Annotated in this window: 20 protein-coding genes and 1 riboswitch; of the genes, 10 read left to right on the forward strand and 10 right to left on the reverse strand. The window is 72.2% G+C overall.

Features of this window, described 5'->3' with window-relative positions; all coding sequences use genetic code 11:
• Positions 1-237 precede the first annotated feature (237 nt).
• A complete protein-coding gene (locus KME66_RS02860) occupies positions 238-1,683 on the forward strand; it encodes a glyceraldehyde-3-phosphate dehydrogenase (RefSeq protein ID WP_073223824.1) in 1,446 nt (481 codons plus the stop codon).
• Between the two features lie 90 nt (positions 1,684-1,773).
• Here the strand turns inward: KME66_RS02860 and KME66_RS02865 are convergent, their stop codons facing one another.
• The 4 genes from KME66_RS02865 to KME66_RS02880 all read right to left on the reverse strand — a co-directional run bounded on the left by KME66_RS02865 (position 1,774) and on the right by KME66_RS02880 (position 4,372).
• Positions 1,774-2,286 carry a nuclear transport factor 2 family protein gene (locus KME66_RS02865; RefSeq protein WP_216318555.1) on the reverse strand — a complete coding sequence of 171 codons (513 nt, stop codon included), beginning with the start codon at positions 2,284-2,286 and terminating at the stop codon, positions 1,774-1,776.
• Between the two features lie 61 nt (positions 2,287-2,347).
• Entirely contained in the window at positions 2,348-3,277 is a 930-nt protein-coding gene (locus KME66_RS02870) for an oxidoreductase (protein ID WP_216318557.1), read from the reverse strand.
• A gap of 84 nt (positions 3,278-3,361) precedes the next feature.
• Positions 3,362-3,790 carry a pyridoxamine 5'-phosphate oxidase family protein gene (locus tag KME66_RS02875; RefSeq protein ID WP_216318559.1) on the reverse strand — a complete coding sequence of 143 codons (429 nt, stop codon included), beginning with the start codon at positions 3,788-3,790 and terminating at the stop codon, positions 3,362-3,364.
• A gap of 90 nt (positions 3,791-3,880) precedes the next feature.
• Positions 3,881-4,372 carry a hypothetical protein gene (locus KME66_RS02880; RefSeq protein ID WP_216318561.1) on the reverse strand — a complete coding sequence of 164 codons (492 nt, stop codon included), beginning with the start codon at positions 4,370-4,372 and terminating at the stop codon, positions 3,881-3,883.
• 322 nt (positions 4,373-4,694) lie between these two features.
• On the opposite strand from KME66_RS02880, the gene KME66_RS33790 reads away from it, so the two are divergent.
• Positions 4,695-4,931, forward strand: coding sequence for a hypothetical protein (locus KME66_RS33790; RefSeq protein ID WP_253208219.1), 237 nt, complete (start codon positions 4,695-4,697; stop codon positions 4,929-4,931).
• A gap of 105 nt (positions 4,932-5,036) precedes the next feature.
• Here KME66_RS33790 and KME66_RS02890 read toward each other — a convergent pair whose 3' ends face one another.
• A complete protein-coding gene (locus KME66_RS02890) occupies positions 5,037-6,248 on the reverse strand; it encodes an MBL fold metallo-hydrolase (RefSeq protein WP_216318563.1) in 1,212 nt (403 codons plus the stop codon).
• A gap of 102 nt (positions 6,249-6,350) precedes the next feature.
• Positions 6,351-6,791 (reverse strand): PPOX class F420-dependent oxidoreductase, encoded by a 441-nt coding sequence (locus KME66_RS02895; RefSeq protein ID WP_216318565.1) that lies wholly within the window; start codon positions 6,789-6,791, stop codon positions 6,351-6,353.
• A gap of 178 nt (positions 6,792-6,969) precedes the next feature.
• Here KME66_RS02895 and KME66_RS02900 point away from each other — a divergent pair, with 178 nt between their 5' ends.
• Entirely contained in the window at positions 6,970-7,611 is a 642-nt protein-coding gene (locus tag KME66_RS02900) for a TetR/AcrR family transcriptional regulator (protein ID WP_216318567.1), read from the forward strand.
• Between the two features lie 224 nt (positions 7,612-7,835).
• Here the strand turns inward: KME66_RS02900 and KME66_RS02905 are convergent, their stop codons facing one another.
• Together KME66_RS02905 and KME66_RS02910 are read right to left on the reverse strand one after the other, a co-directional pair.
• Positions 7,836-8,837: a DUF6745 domain-containing protein gene (locus KME66_RS02905; RefSeq protein ID WP_216318569.1), complete on the reverse strand. Its 1,002-nt coding sequence runs from the start codon at positions 8,835-8,837 to the stop codon at positions 7,836-7,838.
• Positions 8,838-8,934: 97 nt separating this feature from the next.
• Positions 8,935-9,261 (reverse strand): hypothetical protein, encoded by a 327-nt coding sequence (locus KME66_RS02910; RefSeq protein WP_073223832.1) that lies wholly within the window; start codon positions 9,259-9,261, stop codon positions 8,935-8,937.
• A gap of 174 nt (positions 9,262-9,435) precedes the next feature.
• Here KME66_RS02910 and KME66_RS02915 point away from each other — a divergent pair, with 174 nt between their 5' ends.
• Genes KME66_RS02915 through KME66_RS02940 form a run of 6 tightly spaced genes read left to right on the forward strand, consistent with a single transcriptional unit; the run spans position 9,436 to position 15,670 of the window.
• Complete coding sequence (locus tag KME66_RS02915) at positions 9,436-10,398, forward strand: STM4015 family protein (protein ID WP_216318571.1); 963 nt, start codon at positions 9,436-9,438, stop codon at positions 10,396-10,398.
• Positions 10,399-10,406: 8 nt separating this feature from the next.
• Complete coding sequence (locus tag KME66_RS02920; RefSeq protein WP_216318573.1) at positions 10,407-11,357, forward strand: STM4015 family protein; 951 nt, start codon at positions 10,407-10,409, stop codon at positions 11,355-11,357.
• Complete coding sequence (locus tag KME66_RS02925) at positions 11,338-12,495, forward strand: STM4014 family protein (protein ID WP_216318574.1); 1,158 nt, start codon at positions 11,338-11,340, stop codon at positions 12,493-12,495. The genes KME66_RS02920 and KME66_RS02925 overlap by 20 nt, the downstream gene beginning before the upstream one ends.
• Positions 12,496-12,532: 37 nt before the next feature.
• Positions 12,533-13,363, forward strand: coding sequence for an STM4013/SEN3800 family hydrolase (locus tag KME66_RS02930; RefSeq protein ID WP_216329048.1), 831 nt, complete (start codon positions 12,533-12,535; stop codon positions 13,361-13,363).
• On the forward strand, positions 13,360-14,745 hold the full coding sequence (locus tag KME66_RS02935; RefSeq protein WP_216318577.1) for an STM4012 family radical SAM protein: 1,386 nt from the start codon (positions 13,360-13,362) through the stop codon (positions 14,743-14,745). Before KME66_RS02930 ends, KME66_RS02935 begins: the two co-directional genes overlap by 4 nt.
• Positions 14,746-14,752: 7 nt before the next feature.
• Entirely contained in the window at positions 14,753-15,670 is a 918-nt protein-coding gene (locus tag KME66_RS02940; RefSeq protein WP_216318580.1) for an STM4011 family radical SAM protein, read from the forward strand.
• Positions 15,671-15,678: 8 nt separating this feature from the next.
• Here KME66_RS02940 and KME66_RS02945 read toward each other — a convergent pair whose 3' ends face one another.
• Positions 15,679-16,518 carry an SGNH/GDSL hydrolase family protein gene (locus KME66_RS02945; RefSeq protein WP_073223839.1) on the reverse strand — a complete coding sequence of 280 codons (840 nt, stop codon included), beginning with the start codon at positions 16,516-16,518 and terminating at the stop codon, positions 15,679-15,681.
• 161 nt (positions 16,519-16,679) lie between these two features.
• Positions 16,680-17,663 carry a LysM peptidoglycan-binding domain-containing M23 family metallopeptidase gene (locus KME66_RS02950; RefSeq protein WP_216318583.1) on the reverse strand — a complete coding sequence of 328 codons (984 nt, stop codon included), beginning with the start codon at positions 17,661-17,663 and terminating at the stop codon, positions 16,680-16,682.
• A gap of 3 nt (positions 17,664-17,666) precedes the next feature.
• A riboswitch (cyclic di-AMP (ydaO/yuaA leader) is annotated at positions 17,667-17,827 on the reverse strand.
• Between the two features lie 443 nt (positions 17,828-18,270).
• On the opposite strand from KME66_RS02950, the gene KME66_RS02955 reads away from it, so the two are divergent.
• Entirely contained in the window at positions 18,271-19,083 is an 813-nt protein-coding gene (locus KME66_RS02955) for a tyrosine-protein phosphatase (protein ID WP_073223841.1), read from the forward strand.
• Positions 19,084-19,097: the final 14 nt, after the last annotated feature.

Consider the following 19,097-nt stretch of genomic DNA (forward strand, 5'->3'; position numbering starts at 1 on the left):
TGAACGTCATGAGCCCACCGTTGATCACCGGGCACACACGGTAGTCGTCAAGGACGTATGCGCGACGGGCAGTTGTCGAACTTGCCCGCCATCCGTCCCACTCTGGTATGAGCCCTCGCACGTGAGCCCGATTGCCCAGGTTCGGCCCTGGGTTCACCCGCAGTGAGGGCACCCCCCGAAGCGACGGAAAGGCGGCCGGTTACCATATGAGCGCCGCCTAGCTCGAAAGATAAACTTGTGACTGTCAATGACGACTCGTTCACCAACTGGATGCACCGCGAGGAGATCGCGGAGTCGATGATCCCGATCATCGGGAAGCTGCACCGCGAGCAGGACGTCAATGTCCTGCTGCACAGCCGCTCCCTGGTGAACAAGTCGGTGGTCAGCATCCTCAAGACCCACCGCTTCGCCCGGCAGATCGCGGGCGAGGAGCTCTCGGTCACCGAGACGATGCCCTTCCTCAAGGCTCTGACGACGCTCGATCTCGGCCCGTCCCAGATCGACATAGGCATGCTGGCCGCCACCTACCGGGCCGACGGGCGCGGACTGTCCGTCGAGGAGTTCACCGCACAGGCCGTCGCCGGGGCGACGGGCGACAACAAGATCGAGCGCCGCGCCTCACGTGACGTGGTGCTCTACGGCTTCGGCCGCATCGGCCGGCTCATCGCCCGCCTGCTCATCGAGAAGGCCGGCTCGGGCAACGGCCTGCGGCTGCGGGCCATCGTCGTCCGCAAGGGCTCGGGCCAGGACATCGTCAAGCGCGCCTCACTGCTGCGGCGCGACTCGATCCACGGCCAGTTCCAGGGCACGATCACCGTCGACGAGGCGAACAGCAAGATCATCGCCAACGGCAACGAGATCCGGGTGATCTACTCGGACGACCCGACGACGGTCGACTACACGGCGTACGGCATCAAGGACGCCATCCTGATCGACAACACCGGCCGGTGGCGCGACCGCGAGGGCCTCTCCCAGCACCTCCAGCCGGGCATCGGCAAGGTCGTGCTCACCGCGCCGGGCAAGGGCGACGTCCCGAACATCGTGCACGGCGTCAACCACGACACGGTCAAGCCGGACGAGCGGATCCTGTCCTGCGCGTCCTGCACGACCAACGCGATCGTCCCGCCGCTGAAGGCGATGGCGGACGAGTACGGCGTTCTGCGCGGGCACGTGGAGACCGTCCACTCGTACACCAACGACCAGAACCTGCTGGACAACTACCACGGCTCCGACCGCCGCGGCCGTTCGGCGGCGCTCAACATGGTCATCACCGAGACCGGCGCGGCCTCGGCCGTGGCCAAGGCGCTGCCCGAGCTGAAGGCGCCGATCACCGGCAGCTCGATCCGCGTCCCCGTACCGGACGTCTCGATCGCCATCCTCAGCCTGCGGCTGGAGCGCGAGACCACCCGCGAGGAGGTCCTCGACTACCTCCGCAATGTCTCGCTGGCCTCGCCGCTCAAGCGCCAGATCGACTTCATCAGCGCGCCCGACGCGGTCTCCAGCGACTTCATCGGCTCGCGCCACGCCTCGATCGTCGACGCGGGCGCGACCAAGGTCGACGGCGACAACGCGATCCTCTACCTCTGGTACGACAACGAGTTCGGCTACTCGTGCCAGGTCATCCGGGTCGTCCAGCACGTCTCCGGCGTGGAGTACCCGACCTACCCGGCCCCGGCGGTCTGACGGCCCCGATACGCCCATCCGCACGACGCCCGGTGCCCGGTGCCCGGCAGGTCAGCCTGCCGGGCACCGGCGTGAGGTGGGGGCCCGGCGTCAGTCCCCGGTACGGTCGTCCGCCGGGCCCAGCCGTTCGGTGGGCCCGGCGAAGTCGAGGAAGAGCTCCCGCGCGGCGAGGAGCCACCGTCCTTCGGCCTTGCGGAAGGTGTCCTCGTAGCGCCCGACCTGCACAGGGAGGCGCGGCGGCAGCATGCCGCCGGTGTGGCCGTCCACGCGGAACGTCGTGAAGTACGTGCTCGCGGTCGCGGTCGAGGCGGATGTCAGGGTCACCAGGATGTTGGTGCACAAGCGGCGCGAGAGCCGGTCGGCGGGGCGGCCGGCGAAGTAGGCGCGCAGGGCGTCCCGGCCCTCGATCCGCCGGTCCCCCTCGGCCCACTCCCACACCCCGTCCGGAGTGAACAGCTCGGCCACATCGCCGGGTTCACCCAGGTCGAGCGTGCGGACGAACTCGACGATCAGCCGCTCGCAGGCATGCTCGGCGAACAGACGGTCCAGTGGCCCCAGGGGATTCGGACGGTCCGGGGGACCCGGCGCATCGGTGGTGTCCATCGCCCCTTCCTATCAACGCGCCCCCGGGCCGCACCACTTCATTTCGACACGCCGCGGCGCGTCACACGGCGTCGGCGTCCAGCCCGGTCAGACGGGCCGACTCGTCCCACAACGCCCTTGCCATGACGGGATCCTGGGCGCGGTGCGACTTCCGGGCGGGTGCGGGAGCTCCCCGGGTCTCGCCGAGCCGGGCGGGGCCGTAGTAGGAGCCGCCCGGAGCGTCCGCCAGGGTGGCCGCGTACAGGATCGGGAGGGCTCCCGCCGAGGCCGGCTGGGTGTACAGCCGCGAGGCCCGCTCCAGCTTGGCGGCCCAGTTCCGGCCCGCCAGCCGGGGTCCGGCCTGCCCCAGCTCCGTCGCGGAGAGCCCGGGGTGAGCCGCCACTGCGACCAGGTCCCGGCCGACGGCACGGGCCCGCCGGTCCAGTTCGTTCGTGAAGAGGAGATTGGCGAGCTTGGACTGGCCGTAGGCCCGCCACTTGCCGTACGAGCGCTCGGCGTTGAGGTCGTCGAGGTCGATGCGGCCGATGCGGTGGCCGAGCGAGGAGACCGTCACCACACGCGCCTGCCCCTGAATGCCGAGAACGGGCAGCAGCCGGAGCGTCAGGGCGAAGTGCCCGAGGTGGTTGGTGCCGAACTGCATCTCGAAGCCGTCCGCCGTACGGAGGAGGGGCAGGGCCATCACCCCGGCGTTGTTCACCAGCAGGTCGAGCCGTCCGTCGGCCTCCTTCGCGATGGCCTCCGCGGCCTCGGCCACGCTGCCCAGATCGGCGAGGTCGAGGCGGACGAGCCGCACGTCCGCAGCGGGCGCGGCCCGGCGGACAGCGTCCACGGCGCGTCGGCCCCGCTCGGGATCGCGGCACGCGAGAAGCGTACGGGCGCCCGAGCGGGCCAGTACGAGAGCCGTCACCGCGCCGATGCCGCTGTTGGCACCGGTGACCACGGCAGTGGTGCCCCCGAGGTCGGGCATGTCGTCAAGAGTCCAGGAGTGCATGGGGCACGCTTCCCCCGTGTCGGCGTCGCCACACCTGAGCTCCCGCAGGGCCCGCCCGCGGGGCCCCGCCCGCGCAGCCCGGGATCAGACCTGGCCCAGGTCCGAGCTGACCCAGCGTTCGGGGCGCAGGGTGATCACCACCTGCTCTCCGTGGTTCTCCCAGGCGAACTCCACGTAACCGGCGACCTTCTCGGCCGGGAGGTAGCGCGCCGACATGTGCTCCAGGTCGGCGCGCGTCGCGGGGCGGGTGTCGATGACGGGGCCTTCGACCGAGACGTACCGGACGGTCGGCTCCAGGCGGTCGACGAGCAGCGTGAACCGGCCGGCCGCGGCGATCAGTTCGGCCTTGCGCGAGGTGCGGCCGGTGAGGACACGGACGTCGCCGCCCGCTTCGTACGCGTACCAGATGGGCACGCTGAGCGGGGCCCGGTCACCGTTCCCCGATGCGACGGCCAGTGCGGCGACATGGGGTTCGGCGAGGAACTGTTCGCGCTCTTCACGGGTGAGTGCCACGGGAGGCTCCTTCTCGTGCGGGGGTGCGGGGGCTGCCCCAGTGTGCCCCGCGCGCCGGGCCCCGTCCCCGGTCCTTGCCGTCGGCGTGTCCTACGCGGCTCGCCGGGCCCGGGATGCCTCCTCGGTCCGCCGTACGACGGCCGCCCCTCGCAGGGCGACGGCGCACCAGACCGCCACGAGCAGCAGTCCGAGGGCCGCGAGACCGGCGACTTCGAGCGGCTCGGGCCGCCAGCCGAGGGACAGCCGCGTACCGATCATGACGACGCCGATGGCGGCCGTCTCCGGTTCGTGGACGGGCACCTTGGCGGCGACGAAACGCAGGAAGGCGGCCAGCGCCAGGCCGATCGCGGTCCAGGCGAGCAGATAGGGCCAGAGCGCTCCCGGAGCGGCGGGCGGCAGGCCGAACTCCTCGGGCCCGATACGGAAGAGCGCGCCCACCCATCCCAGCGCCACTCCGGCGGCGGTGACGGCCACGACCCACAGCGCATGGCGCCACAGGGGGCCGGGCCGCACCTCTGCGTCCTCGGAGTCGCCGGGGCCCTCGACCAGCTCATGGGCAGGGCTCTCAGGATGATCATTCATGCTCGATGAGACGCGCAAGAGGCGACGCACGTTGCCTGGTCAGCCGACGACTGGGCTCCCGGGCATGAGCCGGGGCCATGACGACGAGCCGATACTGGTCCGCTCGAACTGGGGAACAAGCCGCTATGTCTACAACCCGAGACATCCGGTCGGAGCGGGCCTCATCATCGGGTCCCTGCTGTTCGCCGGCGTATTCCTCTGCTCGCTGCGCGCACGCGGTTCCTGGATGCGAGGACGAATTGCGCGACGCCGTGCACGTGGCCGTCCGAGACCTGGAGGCAACGCCGCAAACGCTGACCCGTGGACCGGCGATGACGACGGCATGATCCGCGACGCCCTGGAGAAGAGCGGCAAGGGTCCCTCGACCGGCGGTCTGCACGTCGAGAACGCGGACGACCCCTACGACAAGGACGCGGATCCCGCTGTCGACCTGTTCGAGGTCACGGCGGAGGACGTCGATGCCGCGTTCTGCCTGAGCGTGTCGCCGCCGGACCCGGAGCCGGACATGACGAGTGTCGAGGTCAGCCTCTCCATCGCCGTAGCGGAGAGCGAGTGCTGAGCCCGGTCTGTACCGGCTCGGCCGGGTCTTCGAGAGTCCGCCGCCGCTGGGGGCCGCCGTCGGGCGATCCCGGCGGCGGCCCCCAGCCGTACGTCCTGCGCGCGGTCAGCGCTCCCCCGCGAGGTCGAGGTCGCCCCGCGCTGCCGGGGCGGGGCCGTGTCCGGAAGCGGCCTGCTCCCCGGAGCGGCGCCAGGGGTGGGCGAGCGCGGGGGACAGGGCCCGCCACCAGGGCTCCACGGGGAGGATCCCGGCGGGCTCGAACGGTTCGCCCGGCCGGGGGAACGCCACCGGCTGGTCCGCCTCGTCACCGGCGTCCTTCGTCCACTCGCCCGGCTCCGCCCAGGCGTGCGGGGCCAGGTTGAACGTGCCCCAGTGGATGGGGAGCAGCACTCCGTGCGGGCGGTCGCCCTGGAGGTCCAGGTGGGCGCGCATGCCTTCGGCGGGGGTCATGTGGATGTCCGGCCAGTACTCCGAGTACGCGCCGATCTGGATCATGGTGGCGTCGAAGGGGCCGTGCTCGGCGCCGATGTCCCGGAAGCCGGGGAAGTAGCCGGTGTCCCCGCTGTGGTAGATCCGGTGTTCCGGGCCCGCGACGACCCAGGACGCCCAGAGGGTGTGCTGCCCGTTGCGCAGCCCGCGACCGCAGAAGTGGCGTGCGGGGGTGGCGGTGAGGCTGATCCCGCCGACCGTCGCGGTCTCGTTCCAGTCGAGCTCGTGCATCCGGGCGGCGGGGACACCCCAGCGCTCCAGATGGGCTCCGACACCGAGCGGCACGGCGAAGACCGTGTCGGTGCCGGCCAGAGCGCGGATCGTCGGCAGGTCGAGGTGGTCGTAGTGGTCGTGGGAGATCACGACGGCATCGACGGGCCCGAGCGCGGCCAGCGACAGCGGAGTGGGGTGCAGCCGCTTGGGCCCGGCGAACGGGAACGGGGAACAGCGCTCGCCCCAGACCGGATCGAACAGGATCCGTCGGCCGTCGATCTCCGCCAGCACGCTCGAATGACCCATCCAGGTCAGCCGGAGCCCGCTGACGGGCGGAGCGGCCAGATCGGCGAGCGTGGTGGGGTGGACGGGCACGGCGCCGTTCGGCGTCCTCAGGGCCCGCTGCTCCTTCTGGAAATAGGTCTTGGCGAACTCGACGGTGGACCCGGAGGGCCTGATCCGGGCCCCCACCGGGTTCTGGAACGCACCGTCGACGAAATGGGGCGAGCGGCGAATGCGCTCCATCCGCGATCCGGCGGGATCGGCCCCGAAGGACTCGGTGCGCAGGGAGCGCAGTTTCGTGCGGAGCGGAAGCAGATAGTCAGCGCCGGTCACAACATCTCCTGAGGGAGTCGGTGTCGTTTCATTATGGTCGGCCTGTGCGACAGGGCGACCAGAAGATGCTGAACGGGGCAGCCGGCCCGGCCACCGGGGGTGTCAGCCACGCGGCTGCCCGTAGACGTGATCGATGCGCAGAGTGAGCAGGACCCTGCGGTCCTCGACCATGGCCCGTCGGTACTCCTCCCAGTCGGGATGCTCACCCTTGACGTCCCGGTAGAGCGTGACCAGGGCCTCCACGGTGGCGTCGTCGGGGGCCTCGGCGGGCGGGGTCAGCTCGGCGGTTCCCTCGGCGACGGTCCATGCCCAACGGTCGTCGCTGGTCACGTGGTAGCTCGCCCGGGGGTCGCGCCGCAGGTTGCGGGTCTTCGCCCGGCCCTCGGTGACCGAGACGCGGACCACCTGCTCCTCGGGGGAGAAGGCGTGGTTGACGTTGGAGAGCTGCGGGCGTCCGTCCTGCTTCAGGGTGACCAGCACCCCGCCGTCCTGCTCGCCGAGGAGACGGAGCAGTGCTTCCCGGTCCGGTTCGATTCGCGTCATGCCACAGGCAACGTCCGGGCCGGCCGGAGGATTCCGGTACGGATTCCCTCACGTGGTGATGTCACATCCGTCGGCCCCCGTTACGTCCTTCCGGTGAACGTCCGTTTCCCGGGTCGCCGCCGGTCACCGGCCATCGTCCGTGCCGCCGCTGACCTGGCCGATTCGTTAGGGTGTCTCGGTGGCAAGAGTCCGGTTGAACGTGGCGGAGCGCCGTGAGGAGCTGCTGCGCGCCGCGGTCGAGCAGATCGAGGTCCGCGGGGTGTCGTCCGTGCGGATCGCCGATGTGGCCTCCGTGCTGGGCGTGAGCAACGCCCTCGTCCTCTACCACTTCTCGACCAAGGAGAAGCTGGTCTCGGCCGCCTTCGCGTATGCCGCCGAGGCCGATCTGGCCCACCTCCGCAAGCTGCTGGCCCGCCGCACCACGGCCGTGCGCCGGCTGCGGGCGGCGGTGCGGTGGTACGCGCCGACGGGAACGGCCAAGGGCTGGCGGCTGTGGATCGAGGGCTGGGCCGCCTCGCTGCGCGACCCCGCCCTCCGTGAGGTCGCGGGCGACCTCGACCAGCGGTGGAAGTCGGCGCTGGCCCAGGTCATCGAGGAGGGCGCCGCCGCCGGAGAGTTCCGGTGCGAGGACCCCCGGTCGGCGGCCTGGCGGCTGACCGCCCTCCTGGACGGGATGGCGGTGCAGACCACCTCGTACGCGGGGCCGCTCTCGCGGACCACGATGCTGCGATGGACCGACGAGGCGCTCGCCCGCGAGCTGGGGATCGACCTCCTCTGCCTGACCGGCGGGCCGGCCGTGGTCTCCCCGGCCGACAGCTGACCGTCCTCCCCGTCACAGCCCCTGGTCCGTGGCCGGGGCCTGGTCGCCGCCCCCATCCTCGCCCTCGATCACCGGGCGACGGCGGACTCGCCAACCGCTCCTCGGCCCCTGACTCCCGGGCGACGACGGACTCGCCACCCCCTCCTCGCTCCCTGGCGACGGCGCGGGCCGGTCGCCCCCGCTTCGGTCCCCGTCCCCCGGCCGACGGACGGCCGGCCTCCGCGTCAGGTCTGACGTACCGGCGCGTAGGCCGCCCCCTCCAGACCGAAGGTCCAGGCCACCCCGTCCTTCGCCGTCCGGGTGGCGGGCGGCACGCGCAGCCAGTAGGTGCGGTACGTGCCGTCGGGCTCGGGGGTGGAGTTGACCACCTCGACCATCACCACGTCCTCGTCGCCGTCGAGGGCGATGCGCCAGAGGATGCCGGTCTCGTCGCGGTGGACGGGCTGGGCGCCCGACTCGGTGAGATACCGGTCGTAGCCGTAGTACTCCAGCATCACCCGGCGCAGCTCCGCGTTCTCCTCGGCGCGGATCCGCTCGGGGGCGAGGGAGGGAAGCTCGTCCAGGAACGCGGCGGGAACGGGCATGCCGCGCCAGGCGTGCAGGGCGAAGCCGTCCCCGTACGCGAGTGCCGGCCCCTCCCCGTGGTCGAGCCGGCCCGCCTCGTCGCGGTGGAGGACGTCGGGCCGCTCGGTGATGACCACGGCGTGCTCGTAGGGCCACCACCAGCCGGCGTTGCGGGCCACCTCCGCGAGGCCGGCGAGTCGCTCGCCGTGCCCGTCGAAGGCCGCGAGCCAGGCGGCATCGTGCTGGCCGAGCACCGCGTCCAGGAGCAACAGCCGGACGGCGCCCTCGTCCTGGGGCCGGGGCGCGAGGTCGGCGACGACGCCGGTCCGTATCCGCTCGGCGAGCGCGGCCGTCGTCTCCCACAGTTGGGCCCCGGTGGCGGACCAGAGCGCCGACCAGCCCGCCGGGCCCAGCTCGTCGTACATCCGGCGGCGCTCGTCCGCCCAGGGCCGGGTGCGGACCTCCTCGCGCACCGACCGGCCGGCGTCGGTCAGCTTCTCCACCGTCTCGACGGCGGCCCGGGGCGATGCGGTCCAGATGATCCGGTCCGGCTCGGCCAGTCCGGCGGTGCGGTAGGCGCGGCGCACCCCGGCCTCGGCCGCCGCCCGGTCCGCCCCGCCGGTCGCCGCGGCCACGCCGCGCCAGGCATTCACGTTCTGCATCGGTTGTCCCCGTCCCCTGCGTGCTCGATCTGTTGTGGCTGTGCTGGAAGGCTGTGCCGGCGCCGGATGTGCGTGCGGGCTCCGGCACGCGGATCCTTCAGTCCGCCACGATGCGGACCGCGCCCGGTGCGTACTCCCGCTGGCGCACGACGCGGAACCAGCCCTTGGGCAGGGGGATCACCGCGTGCTCCTCGTGCACGACCCGGCCGCCCTCCGGGAGATGGAGCAGCATCGGGCCGAACGGGCCCGCTTCCCGGATCAGCCGGCCGGGGCCCTGCACGGCGTGCGCGTGTCCGGTGACCTCCCCCAGTGCGAGCACCAGTCGTCCCCGCCCGTCGCGCAGTTCGCCCGGGGCCTCCAGGAAGGGGGCGGGCACCGCCGACTCGTCCAGCTCCATGATCAGGACATCTCCCTGCCGGTACACAGACGTCTCCCCTCGTCGCGGCACCCGCTGTGCCGACCCTGCGCAAAACGCTACGGGCAGGGTCTGACAACGCCCCCGGCGACAGCCGTGGACGGGTCCCGGCCGCGGCGTTGTCAGTGCGGCTTGATAAACCTTGCGGACAACAGCCGTCCCCAGGATCAGGAGCTCAGGGCCATGTACGGTGCGCAGCGTCTGCACGAGTTCGGCGGCCTTCCGGCCGTCGACTTCCAGCACTCGGCCGACGGGGACTCCCGGCCCGCCGCGGATGCCGCGGCGTGGCGCGTCTTCGTCGATCCGTACGGCGGCGACGAAGACCGGGACCGGCCCTGGGCGGAGGAGTTCGCCGACTTCCTGGACACCGTCGATCCGGCCGGGGTCCGGGCCCTGATCATCGGTCAGTGGGGCGAGGCGTACGAGGAGGACTCCTCCGTGCCGATCGACCTGGTGATCGCCGCCGCCGGCCGGCTCACGTCGCTGGAGGCGGTGTTCATCGGTGATCTGGAGGCGGAGGAGGCCGAGATCACCTGGATCCAGCAGTCGGATGTCACGGCGCTGCTGGCCGCCTTCCCGGCGCTGACGGAGCTCGGGGTGCGCGGCGGCTCGGAGCTGCTGTTCCCGCCGACGAAGCACGAACGGCTGCGGGCGCTGACGATCCAGGCGGGCGGGCTGCCGGTCGAGGTGGTGCGCGGAGTGCTGGACAGCGAACTGCCCGCGCTGGAGCGGCTGGACCTCTGGCTCGGGGTGTCCGCCTACGAGGGCGACACCGATGTGGCCGACCTGGCTCCGCTGCTCTCCGGCACCCGATTCCCCCGGCTGAGCCACCTGGGCGTGCGCAACAGCGAGATCCAGAACGAGATCGCCGCCGCCATCGCCTCGGCTCCGGTCGTCGCCCGGCTGCGGGTGCTCGACCTGTCCAACGGGACGCTGGGCGACGAGGGGGCTGCCGCTCTTCTCGAAGGGCAGCCGCTGACCCACCTGGAAGTCCTCGACCTCCACCACCACTTCCTCGGCGAGGCCATGGCGGACCGGGTGCGCTCCGCCCTGGAGCCGCACGGGGTGCGGGTCGACCTCTCGGAGAAGTGCGAGCCGTGGGGCGACCGGGGCGCCGAGGGCCGCTACACCGCGGTGTCGGAGTAGCGGCACTCATGACGTACATCGGCATTCGGCACGTCGACCGCTTCCACGGGCTGCCGGTCCACACCCCGGCGTTCCCGGCCGCGTCCCTGCCCGGCCCGCAGACCGTGGCCTGGCGGCTGGAGTGCGCGTACGACGAGGACAGCGACTTCACCACCCTGTGGGGCCGGTTCGTCGACACGGTGGACACGACGCGGGTCCGGGCGCTCGTCATCGGCCCCTGGTGGAACGACGACTACACGCCGTTCGACCCGGTGATGGAACTGCTCGTGGAGAGCGCTCCGCTCTTCCCGGCGCTGCGCGGGCTCTTTCTCGCCGATGTGGTGAGCGAGGAGTGCGAGGTGTCCTGGCTGCGTATGTGCGACATCACCCCGGTGCTCGAAGCGCTGCCGTCCCTGGAGGAGTTCGGCGTGCGCGGCTGCGGCCAGGAGGGACTCGCCCTGCGGCCGCTGCGCCACGAGGCGCTGCGCTTCGAGTCCGGCGGGCTGCCCGGCACGCTGGTGCGCGCCGTCGCCGGGAGCGAACTGCCCGCGCTGGAAAGGCTGGAGCTGTGGTTCGGCAGCACGTGGTACGGCGGCGACGCGACGATCGAGGACGTCCGCCCGGTCCTGTCGGGCGGGTCGTTCCCGCGGTTGCGCCACCTGGGTCTGCAGAACAGCGAGTTCCAGGACGAGATAGCCGGCGCCGTGGCTTCGGCCCCGGTCGTCGCCCAGCTGGAGTCCCTGGCCCTGTCCATGGGCACGTTGAGCGACACGGGCGGTGAGGCGCTGCTCAACGGTCAGCCCCTGAACCACCTGTCCCTGCTCGACCTGCGCCACCACTACCTCACCGGGCCGGTGCTGGAGCGCATCAGGACCTCGTGCGCCCCGGCCGTGGTCGAGGGCGGCGAGGCCGAGGAGGACTACGCCGACCCGGACGACGAGGACGACGAGCCGGAACGCTATGTCGCGGTCGGCGAGTAGCGGCGGGGGCGGTCCAAAGCCGCGCTTCGCGGTCGTGGGCAACCCGGACAACCGGCGGGTCGCCTTCTTCCAGCAGGCTGTGCGGTCCGCCGGTCTGCCGTCGGCCAGGGTCGTGCCGTGGCTCCAGGTACTGAGCGGGGATGCGGCGTTCGCTCCCGGGGAGAGCGTGCGGATCGATTCGCCCGGTGAGGACGCCGAGGTGGACCGGCTGCTCCGCGGGGTCGACGACCCGACCCGGGTGGAGGGTTCGGCCCGGTGGTACGCCCGCTTCACCGCGGCGGCGCAGGCGCTGTCCGGTGCGGCGTCCGCAGCCGGTGCCCAGGTGCTGGGTTCGCCCGCCGACATCGCCGTGCTCTTCGACAAGCGGCTGTGCCACGGGCTGCTCGACCGGGCGGGAGTCCCCGTGCCCGCCTCGCCCACTTCCGGACCGGCCGGCGCCCCGGTGCGCGGCTGGTCCGACGTACGGGAGCTGCTGCGTGAGCACCGGATGCCCCGCGCGTTCGTGAAGCTCGCGCACGGTTCCTCCGCCTCCGGCGTGCTGGCGGTGGAAACGGCCGGTCCCGGCCGGGTCCGGGCGAGCACGTCGGTGGAACGGGACGCGTCGGGGCGGCTGTTCAACTCGCTGCGGGTGCGGCGCTACACCTCGGAACGGGAGGTCGGCGCCGTCGTGGACACGCTGGCCCCGGACGGGCTGCACATCGAGCGCTGGCTTCCCAAGGCGTCCCAGCGGGGGCGGGCCGCGGACCTGCGGATCGTGGTGGTCGGCGGCCGGGCGACGCACGCCGTGGTGCGGACGAGCACGAGCCCCATGACCAACCTGCATCTGGGCGGCGCGCGCGGTGACCTCGACGAGGTCCGGGCCGCCGTGGCGGCGGCGGGCGGCTGCTGGCGTGAGGCGCTGGCGATGTGCGAGCGGGCGGCGGCCTGCTTCCCCGGGACGCCCTGCGTCGGCGTCGACCTTCTGCCCACGGCCGGCTGGCGGCGCTTCGCCGTCGGCGAGGTCAACGCCTTCGGTGATCTGCTGCCCGGACTGACCGGTCTGCCGGGCAGCGGCGCCGAGGGCCTGGACACCTATGCGGCGCAGGTCGCCGCCGTACTGGACCGAGCGAGGAACCACCGTGCCGTCACCGCTTCCTGACCCCGCCACACCCCCTGCGCCCGACCGGCGGCCCGACATGGGCGAGGTCGTGGGCAGCCACGACCTGCTGCTGGTCACTCTGGACACCCTGCGCCACGACGTCGCCGTCGAGCTGGCGGCCGCCGGGCGCATCCCGAACCTGGCCCGGCGACTGCCCGGCGGCGGCTGGGAGGAGCGGCACGCCCCGGGGAGCTTCACCTACGCCTCGCACCAGGCGATGTTCGCCGGGTTCCTGCCGACGCCCGCCTCCCCCGGGCCGCATCCGCGGCTGTTCGCCGCACGGTTCGCGGGCAGCGAGACGACGGCGGACGGCACGTTCGTGTTCGACACGCCGGATCTGGTCTCGGGGCTGGCCGCCGAGGGATATCGCACGGTGTGTATCGGCGGGGTCGGCTTCTTCAACCATCAGGGGCCGCTCGGATCGGTGCTGCCCGGGATGTTCCAGGAGAGCCACTGGGAGCCCGGATTCGGCGTCGCCTCACCCACCTCGTTCGAGGAGCAGGTGGCGAGGGCGGAGCAGGTCGTCGCGGCGCTGCCCCGGGAGCAGCGGCTGTTCCTCTTCGTCAACGTGTCCGCCCTGCACCAGCCGAACTGGTTCCATCTGCCCGGCGCGACCCGCGAGGCGGGCGACTCCCGGGCCACGCACGCGGCGGCCCTGGAGTACGTGGACCGGCACATCGGCCGGCTCTTCGCCGCCGCGAGCAGCCGCCGCCGGTGTTTCGCCATCGTCTGCTCCGACCACGGCACCGCCTACGGCGACGACGGCTACACCGGCCATCGGCTCGGCCACCCGGCCGTCTGGACCGTCCCGTACGCGCACTTCTTCCTCGAACCGCCCGCGACGCAGGAGCCGGAGGCCACCCGATGACGATCACCACCGGTACTCCCGCGCCGGCCGCCGTGAGGCCGTACGAGAGCTACGTCTACGCCTATCCGCACAAGACGGCCTACCGTCCGCTGGCCGACCGCCCGGCCCTGCGGTCGCTCTGGGCGGCGGAGCCGAAGGACGCGCTCTCCCTCTACCTCCACCTGCCGTTCTGCGAGGTCCGCTGCGGGTTCTGCAATCTGTTCACCAGGATCGGCGCGCCCGAGGGACTGACGACGCGCTATCTGGACGCGCTCGACCGGCAGGCTCTGGCGGTGCGGGAGGCGCTGGGGGACGACGAGCCGGTGCGGTTCGCCGCGGCGGCTTTCGGTGGCGGCACTCCGACGTTTCTGACCGCGGCTGAGCTGGAGCGGCTCTGCGACCTGGCCGAGAAGCGGATGGGGGCCGACCTGAGCGCGGTCCCGCTGTCCGTGGAGACCTCGCCGTCCACGGCGACGGCGGACCGGCTGGCGGTGCTGGCCGACCGGGGCACGACGAGGATCAGCATCGGCGTGCAGAGCTTCGTGGACGAGGAGGCACGGGCCGCCGTCCGTCCGCAGCGCCGGGCCGATGTGGAAGCGGCGCTCGGCCGGATCCGCGACGCCCGGATCCCGGTGCTGAACATCGACCTGATCTACGGCATCGACGGGCAGACCGAGCGCAGCTGGCTCACCTCGCTGGACGCGGCGCTGGCCTGGCGGCCCGAGGAGCTGTATCTCTATCCGCTGTACGTGCGCCCGCTCACCGGCCTGCACCGCCTCGGCCCGGTGGTGGCCGGCCCGGAGGCGGAGGCCCGGGAGCAGACGGCCTGGGACGAGCAGCGGCTGCGGCTGTACGCGGTGGGGCGGGAGCATCTGCTGGCGCGCGGCTACGAGCAGGTGTCGATGCGGATGTTCCGGCGCTCCGACGCCCCGCGCGAGCAGGAGGGCCCGTCGGACCACGCCTGCCAGACCGACGGCATGATCGGTCTGGGCTGTGGTGCCCGTTCGTACACGTCCGCCCTCCACTACTCCTTCGACTACGCGGTGGAGATGCGGGAGATCCGGTCGATCATCGACGACTTCACCGCCACCGAGGACTTCTCCCGGGCCGAGGTCGGCCGGTACGTCGACGCGGACGAGGCGCGTCGGCGGCACCTGCTGCAGTCGCTGCTCCAGGCGGCGGGGCTGCCGGTGGCGGAGTACCGGGCCCGGTTCGGCACGGATCCGGGCGCGGACTTCCCGGCCGAGCTGGCGGGGTTCGCGGCCCGGGGCTGGCTCGACACGTCGGCGCCGGACGGTCTGCTCAGGCTGTCGCCGTCGGGCCTCGCCCACTCCGACGCGCTGGGTCCCGCGCTGTTCTCCCCCGGGGTGCGGGCGGCGATGGCCGCGTACGAGCGGAAGTGACCGGGCCGTGGACCTGACGATTCTCTACCGGGGGCCGCTCGCCTCCTGCGACTACGACTGTCCCTACTGTCCGTTCGCCAAGCGGCGGGACAGCCGTGCGCAGCTCACGGCGGACCGGGAGGCGCTGGAGCGGTTCACCGGCTGGGCGGCAGAGCAGACGGGCGACCGGCTGTCGGTGCTGTTCACGCCGTGGGGCGAGGGGCTGGTGCGCTCGTGGTACCGGCGGGCGCTGACCGAGCTGTCGCGGCTGCCGCACATCGCCCGGGTCGCGATCCAGACGAACCTGAGCGGCCGCACGGACTGGGCGGCGGACGCCGACGCGGAGCGGATCGCGCTCTGGTGCACGTACCACCCGGGGCAGACCCCGTACGACCGGTTTCTGGGGAAATGCCGGGATCTGTCGGCGCAGGGTATCCGCTACAGCGTGGGGGTGGTGGGGCTCGACGAGCACCTCGGCGAAGCGCGGCGACTGCGGGCGGAGCTGCCGGACACGGTCTATCTCTGGGTGAACGCGGCCGAGGGCCACACGTACACCGACGCGGAGGCGGCGCGCTGGACGGAGCTGGATCCGCTCTTCCCCTACAGCCGCGATCCGCACCGCTCGGCGGGTCTGCCCTGCCGCACGGGCGAGTCGGTCATCTCGGTGGACGGGGACGGCACGGTCCGGCGCTGCCACTTCGTCGAGGCGGAGCTGGGCAACCTCTACGACGGCAGTTACCGCCGGGCCCTCGGCCCACGGGCGTGTCCGCTCGCCGTGTGCGACTGCCACATCGGCTATGTGCATCTGGAGTCGCTGCCGCTGTACGACGTGTTCGCCGGCGGTGTCCTGGAGCGGATACCGGCCGGATACGGCACGGGGACGCCGCCGGACAGGCTCGTCGTGCCGAACCCGTCCCGGCGTGCGCTCCCCTTGCTGGAGCCCTGAGGGGCCCGCTACAGCGGCAGCAGGTCGGGGCGTTTGGCCTCGACGTGGTCGCCGGAGGACTCGCCGCGCAGCCGTCGGCCGATCCAGGGCACCAGGTACTCGCGGGCCCACTGGAGGTTGTCGCGCCGCTCGTCGAAGGGGCTGCGCTGGGCCTGCGGCGGCCAGGGCTGGTCGGGGTCGGCGGGCACCTCGTGGCCGAGGACCTGGGCGGCGCGGAGCGCGACACGGGTGTGGCCCTCGGGCGACAGGTGCAGCCGGTCGGCGTCCCACGCGCGGCGGTCCTGGACCGAGCGCAGGGACCACAGGTCCAGCACCGGACACCGGTAGCGGTCGGCGATGGCCCGCAGATGGACGTTGTACGTGGCGATCTTGCCGCGCATGTGGCGCAGCACCGGGACACCCCGGGTGTCGAAGCCGGTGGTGACCATGACCGTGCCGACGGCGTTGCTCAGATCGGCGACGGCGCGCTCGAAGCGCTCGGCGAGATCATCGGGGTCGGTGCCCGGCCGGATGATGTCGTTGCCGCCGGCGCAGAAGCTGACCAGATCGGGGGCCAGCTCCTTGGCGCGCGGGACCTGCTCCTCGACGATCTGGTCGAGGAGACGTCCTCGTACGGCGAGATTGGCGTAGCGGAAGTCCCCGTGCGGGGAGTCTTCGTACGGAGCGCCCGCGGGGCCGGCCGGGTCGGGGGCCGGGAGCCGGTCGGCGAGGAGCACCGCGAAGCGGTCCGCCCATCCGACGAAGGTCCCGTCGGGACCGGGGTCTCCGACGCCCTCGGTGAAACTGTCGCCGATCGCCGCGTACGACCCGATGGTGTGCTGCTGGTTGTTTCTCGAATCGTCTGCCACAAGGACGTATCCTGCATTGCCCGATGTGACCTACGCGACCGTAATACGGGGTTGACGGAGGGTGAGATAGACCACCCGGTCAGTTTTCGGTAAACCCGGAATAAAGCGAGGGGCGGTGCGCCGCCGCGCACCACCCCTCGGACTTTTCTCCCGCCGCTCGGTCAGACCGAGACGCCGTGCTGACGCAGGTAGGCGATCGGGTCGACGTCCGAACCGTAGCTCGGGCCCGTGCGGACCTCGAAGTGCAGGTGCGGGCCGGTCGAGTTGCCGGTGGAGCCGGAGAGGCCGATCTGCTGGCCGCCGGTGACGGTCTGGCCGACCGAGACGTTCAGCGAGGTCTGGTGGGCGTACTGGGAGTACATGCCGTCCTCGTGCTTGATGACGACCTCGTTGCCGTACGAGCCGCTCCAGCCGGCCGAGACGACGGTGCCCGAGCCGATGGCGAGGACGGGGGTGCCGGAGGCGGCCCGGAAGTCCGCGCCGGTGTGGTAGCCGCTGGACCAGCTGGAGCCGGAAGCGCGGTACGGGGTGGTGACGTTGGCACTGGCCAGCGGGGCGGACCAGCCGGAACCGGTGGCCTCGGAGGAGCCGCTCTGCGCGGAGGCGCCGGAGCCCTCGGAGTCGTCGGCGGAGATGGTGTCGCCCTTCGGGGCCTCCTCCGGCGCGGCCTTCGGGGCCGGTGCCGCCTTCTTCGGCGCGGCCTTCTTCGGGGCGGCCTTCTTCGGGGCGGCCTCGGGGGCCGCGGACTTCTCGGCCGGGGCGGAGCCCTTGGCGCCGAGGGTCAGCTTCAGGCCCGGGTGGATCAGGCTGGGGTTGTCGCCGACCGCGGAGCGGTTGTCCTGGTAGAGCTTCTCCCAGCCGCCCTTGAGCTGGTGCTCGGCGGCGATCTTCGACAGGTAGTCGCCGGTGACCACGGTGTACGTCTTCGGGGCCTTCGACGTGACAGGAGCGGCGGCGGGAGCGGTGTGCGCGGCGGCGACCGAGGCGGCGGCCGGCTTGGCGGCCGGCACGGCCTGGTCCGCGGCGTTCGCCACGGTGGCGCCGATGAGCGGGAGGGCGAGTGCGGCGCCGCCGGTCCCTGCGGCGAGGACGCCGCGGGAGATCGGGCCGGACTTCGGACGGCGGTGCTTACCCTGTGCGGGCATGGGGAAGTTCCTCTCCGGCGCCTGCGAGGTGAGCTGTCGGGTTCGGGCTGGAGATGCCCGGTCGCGTTGCCGCGACTTCACCCCGAGCCGGCCCGGATCTCTCCGGACCGGCGGCTTACCTGGTTCCCCCGCTCCTGCCACACGTGAGTGGGTGGGTGCGAATTCCGGGCGGCGGCAGGATTAGGCGGTCCGTCCGGATTGACGGTGACCGTAAACCGGTCAGGACGGGCGGAACAAGCCATCGGTTGCCCGGTGGAATCATCGATTCGATGACGCCCCGGATTTCCGGTCACACTCCGTGGATTACGGATCTTGCCTTTCCGTGCGAGTAACGGGAATACCCCCTCGCCCTCTCACCACGGACCGTCACGGATATGATCCCGCTCACCCCTGGAATCCCATCTCCCCCACTAACGGGGCACGTTATGCGAAATGCTCCAATACGGACATGTCGCTCGCGGGTCTCCTGACGCCGGGTCACCCCGGCCCGCCCGGCGCCCGGCACCAGGAGGCAGCCGTGATGATTTTCTGTCGAATCGATGTCGTATCGTCACGGGAGCGCCCTCGCCGGAGAGCCGCGCCGACGCCCGAGATCCCAGGAGCCCCCGTGACGCAGCAGGTGCCGCAGGTCCCGCCGAACGAGATCGTGCTGACCGGAGTCCGCAACTTCCGCGACGTGGGCGGACTCCCCACCGCGGACGGGCGGCGGACCGCCTTCGGCCGGCTCTACCGCAGTGGCCATCTGGCGCACGCCACCGCCGAGGACGCGGCCTTCCTCGGCGGGCTGGGGCTCCACACCGTCTTCGACTTCCGCCACTCCGCCGACCATCAGCTCGACGGCTACGACATCGAGCTGGCCGGTGTCCGCAATGTCAGCATTCCGCTCTCCGACCCGGCGGACGGCGCGGAGTTCTGGCGCCTGGTGGGCAGCGGGAACATCGAGCAGCTGCGTTCGGTCCTGGCGGGAGGCAAGGGGGTCGACCGCATGGTCCGGATGTACCGCGCGACGATCGAGGACCGCACCGCCGAGCACAGCCGGGTCCTGCACGCCCTGGCCGAGGACAGCGTCCCGGCACTGATGCACTGCGCGGCGGGCAAGGACCGGGCCGGCCTCTCGATCGCGGTCGCCCTGCTCGCCGTCGGGGTCGTTCCGGAGGCGATCGAGGAGGACTACCTCAAGTCCAACGACCCCCACCGCCGGTACAAGGTGAAGCGCTCGGACCCGTCCGGGACCGGTATGTCGCCCGAGGTGGCGGAGCTGCTGGACCCGCTGTTCGGGGCGCGGCCCGCCTATCTCGCAGCGGCCTTCGCCGCCATCGAGGAGAACTGGGGATCGACGGACCGCTATCTGGCCGAGGGGCTGGGGATCTCCCCGGAGACCCGGGAGCGGCTGCGCGAGCGGCTGCTCGACGAGGGCTGACCCCTGGGGCGGCC

It is taken from the genome of Streptomyces sp. YPW6, assembly GCF_018866325.1.
Lineage (GTDB): Bacteria > Actinomycetota > Actinomycetes > Streptomycetales > Streptomycetaceae > Streptomyces.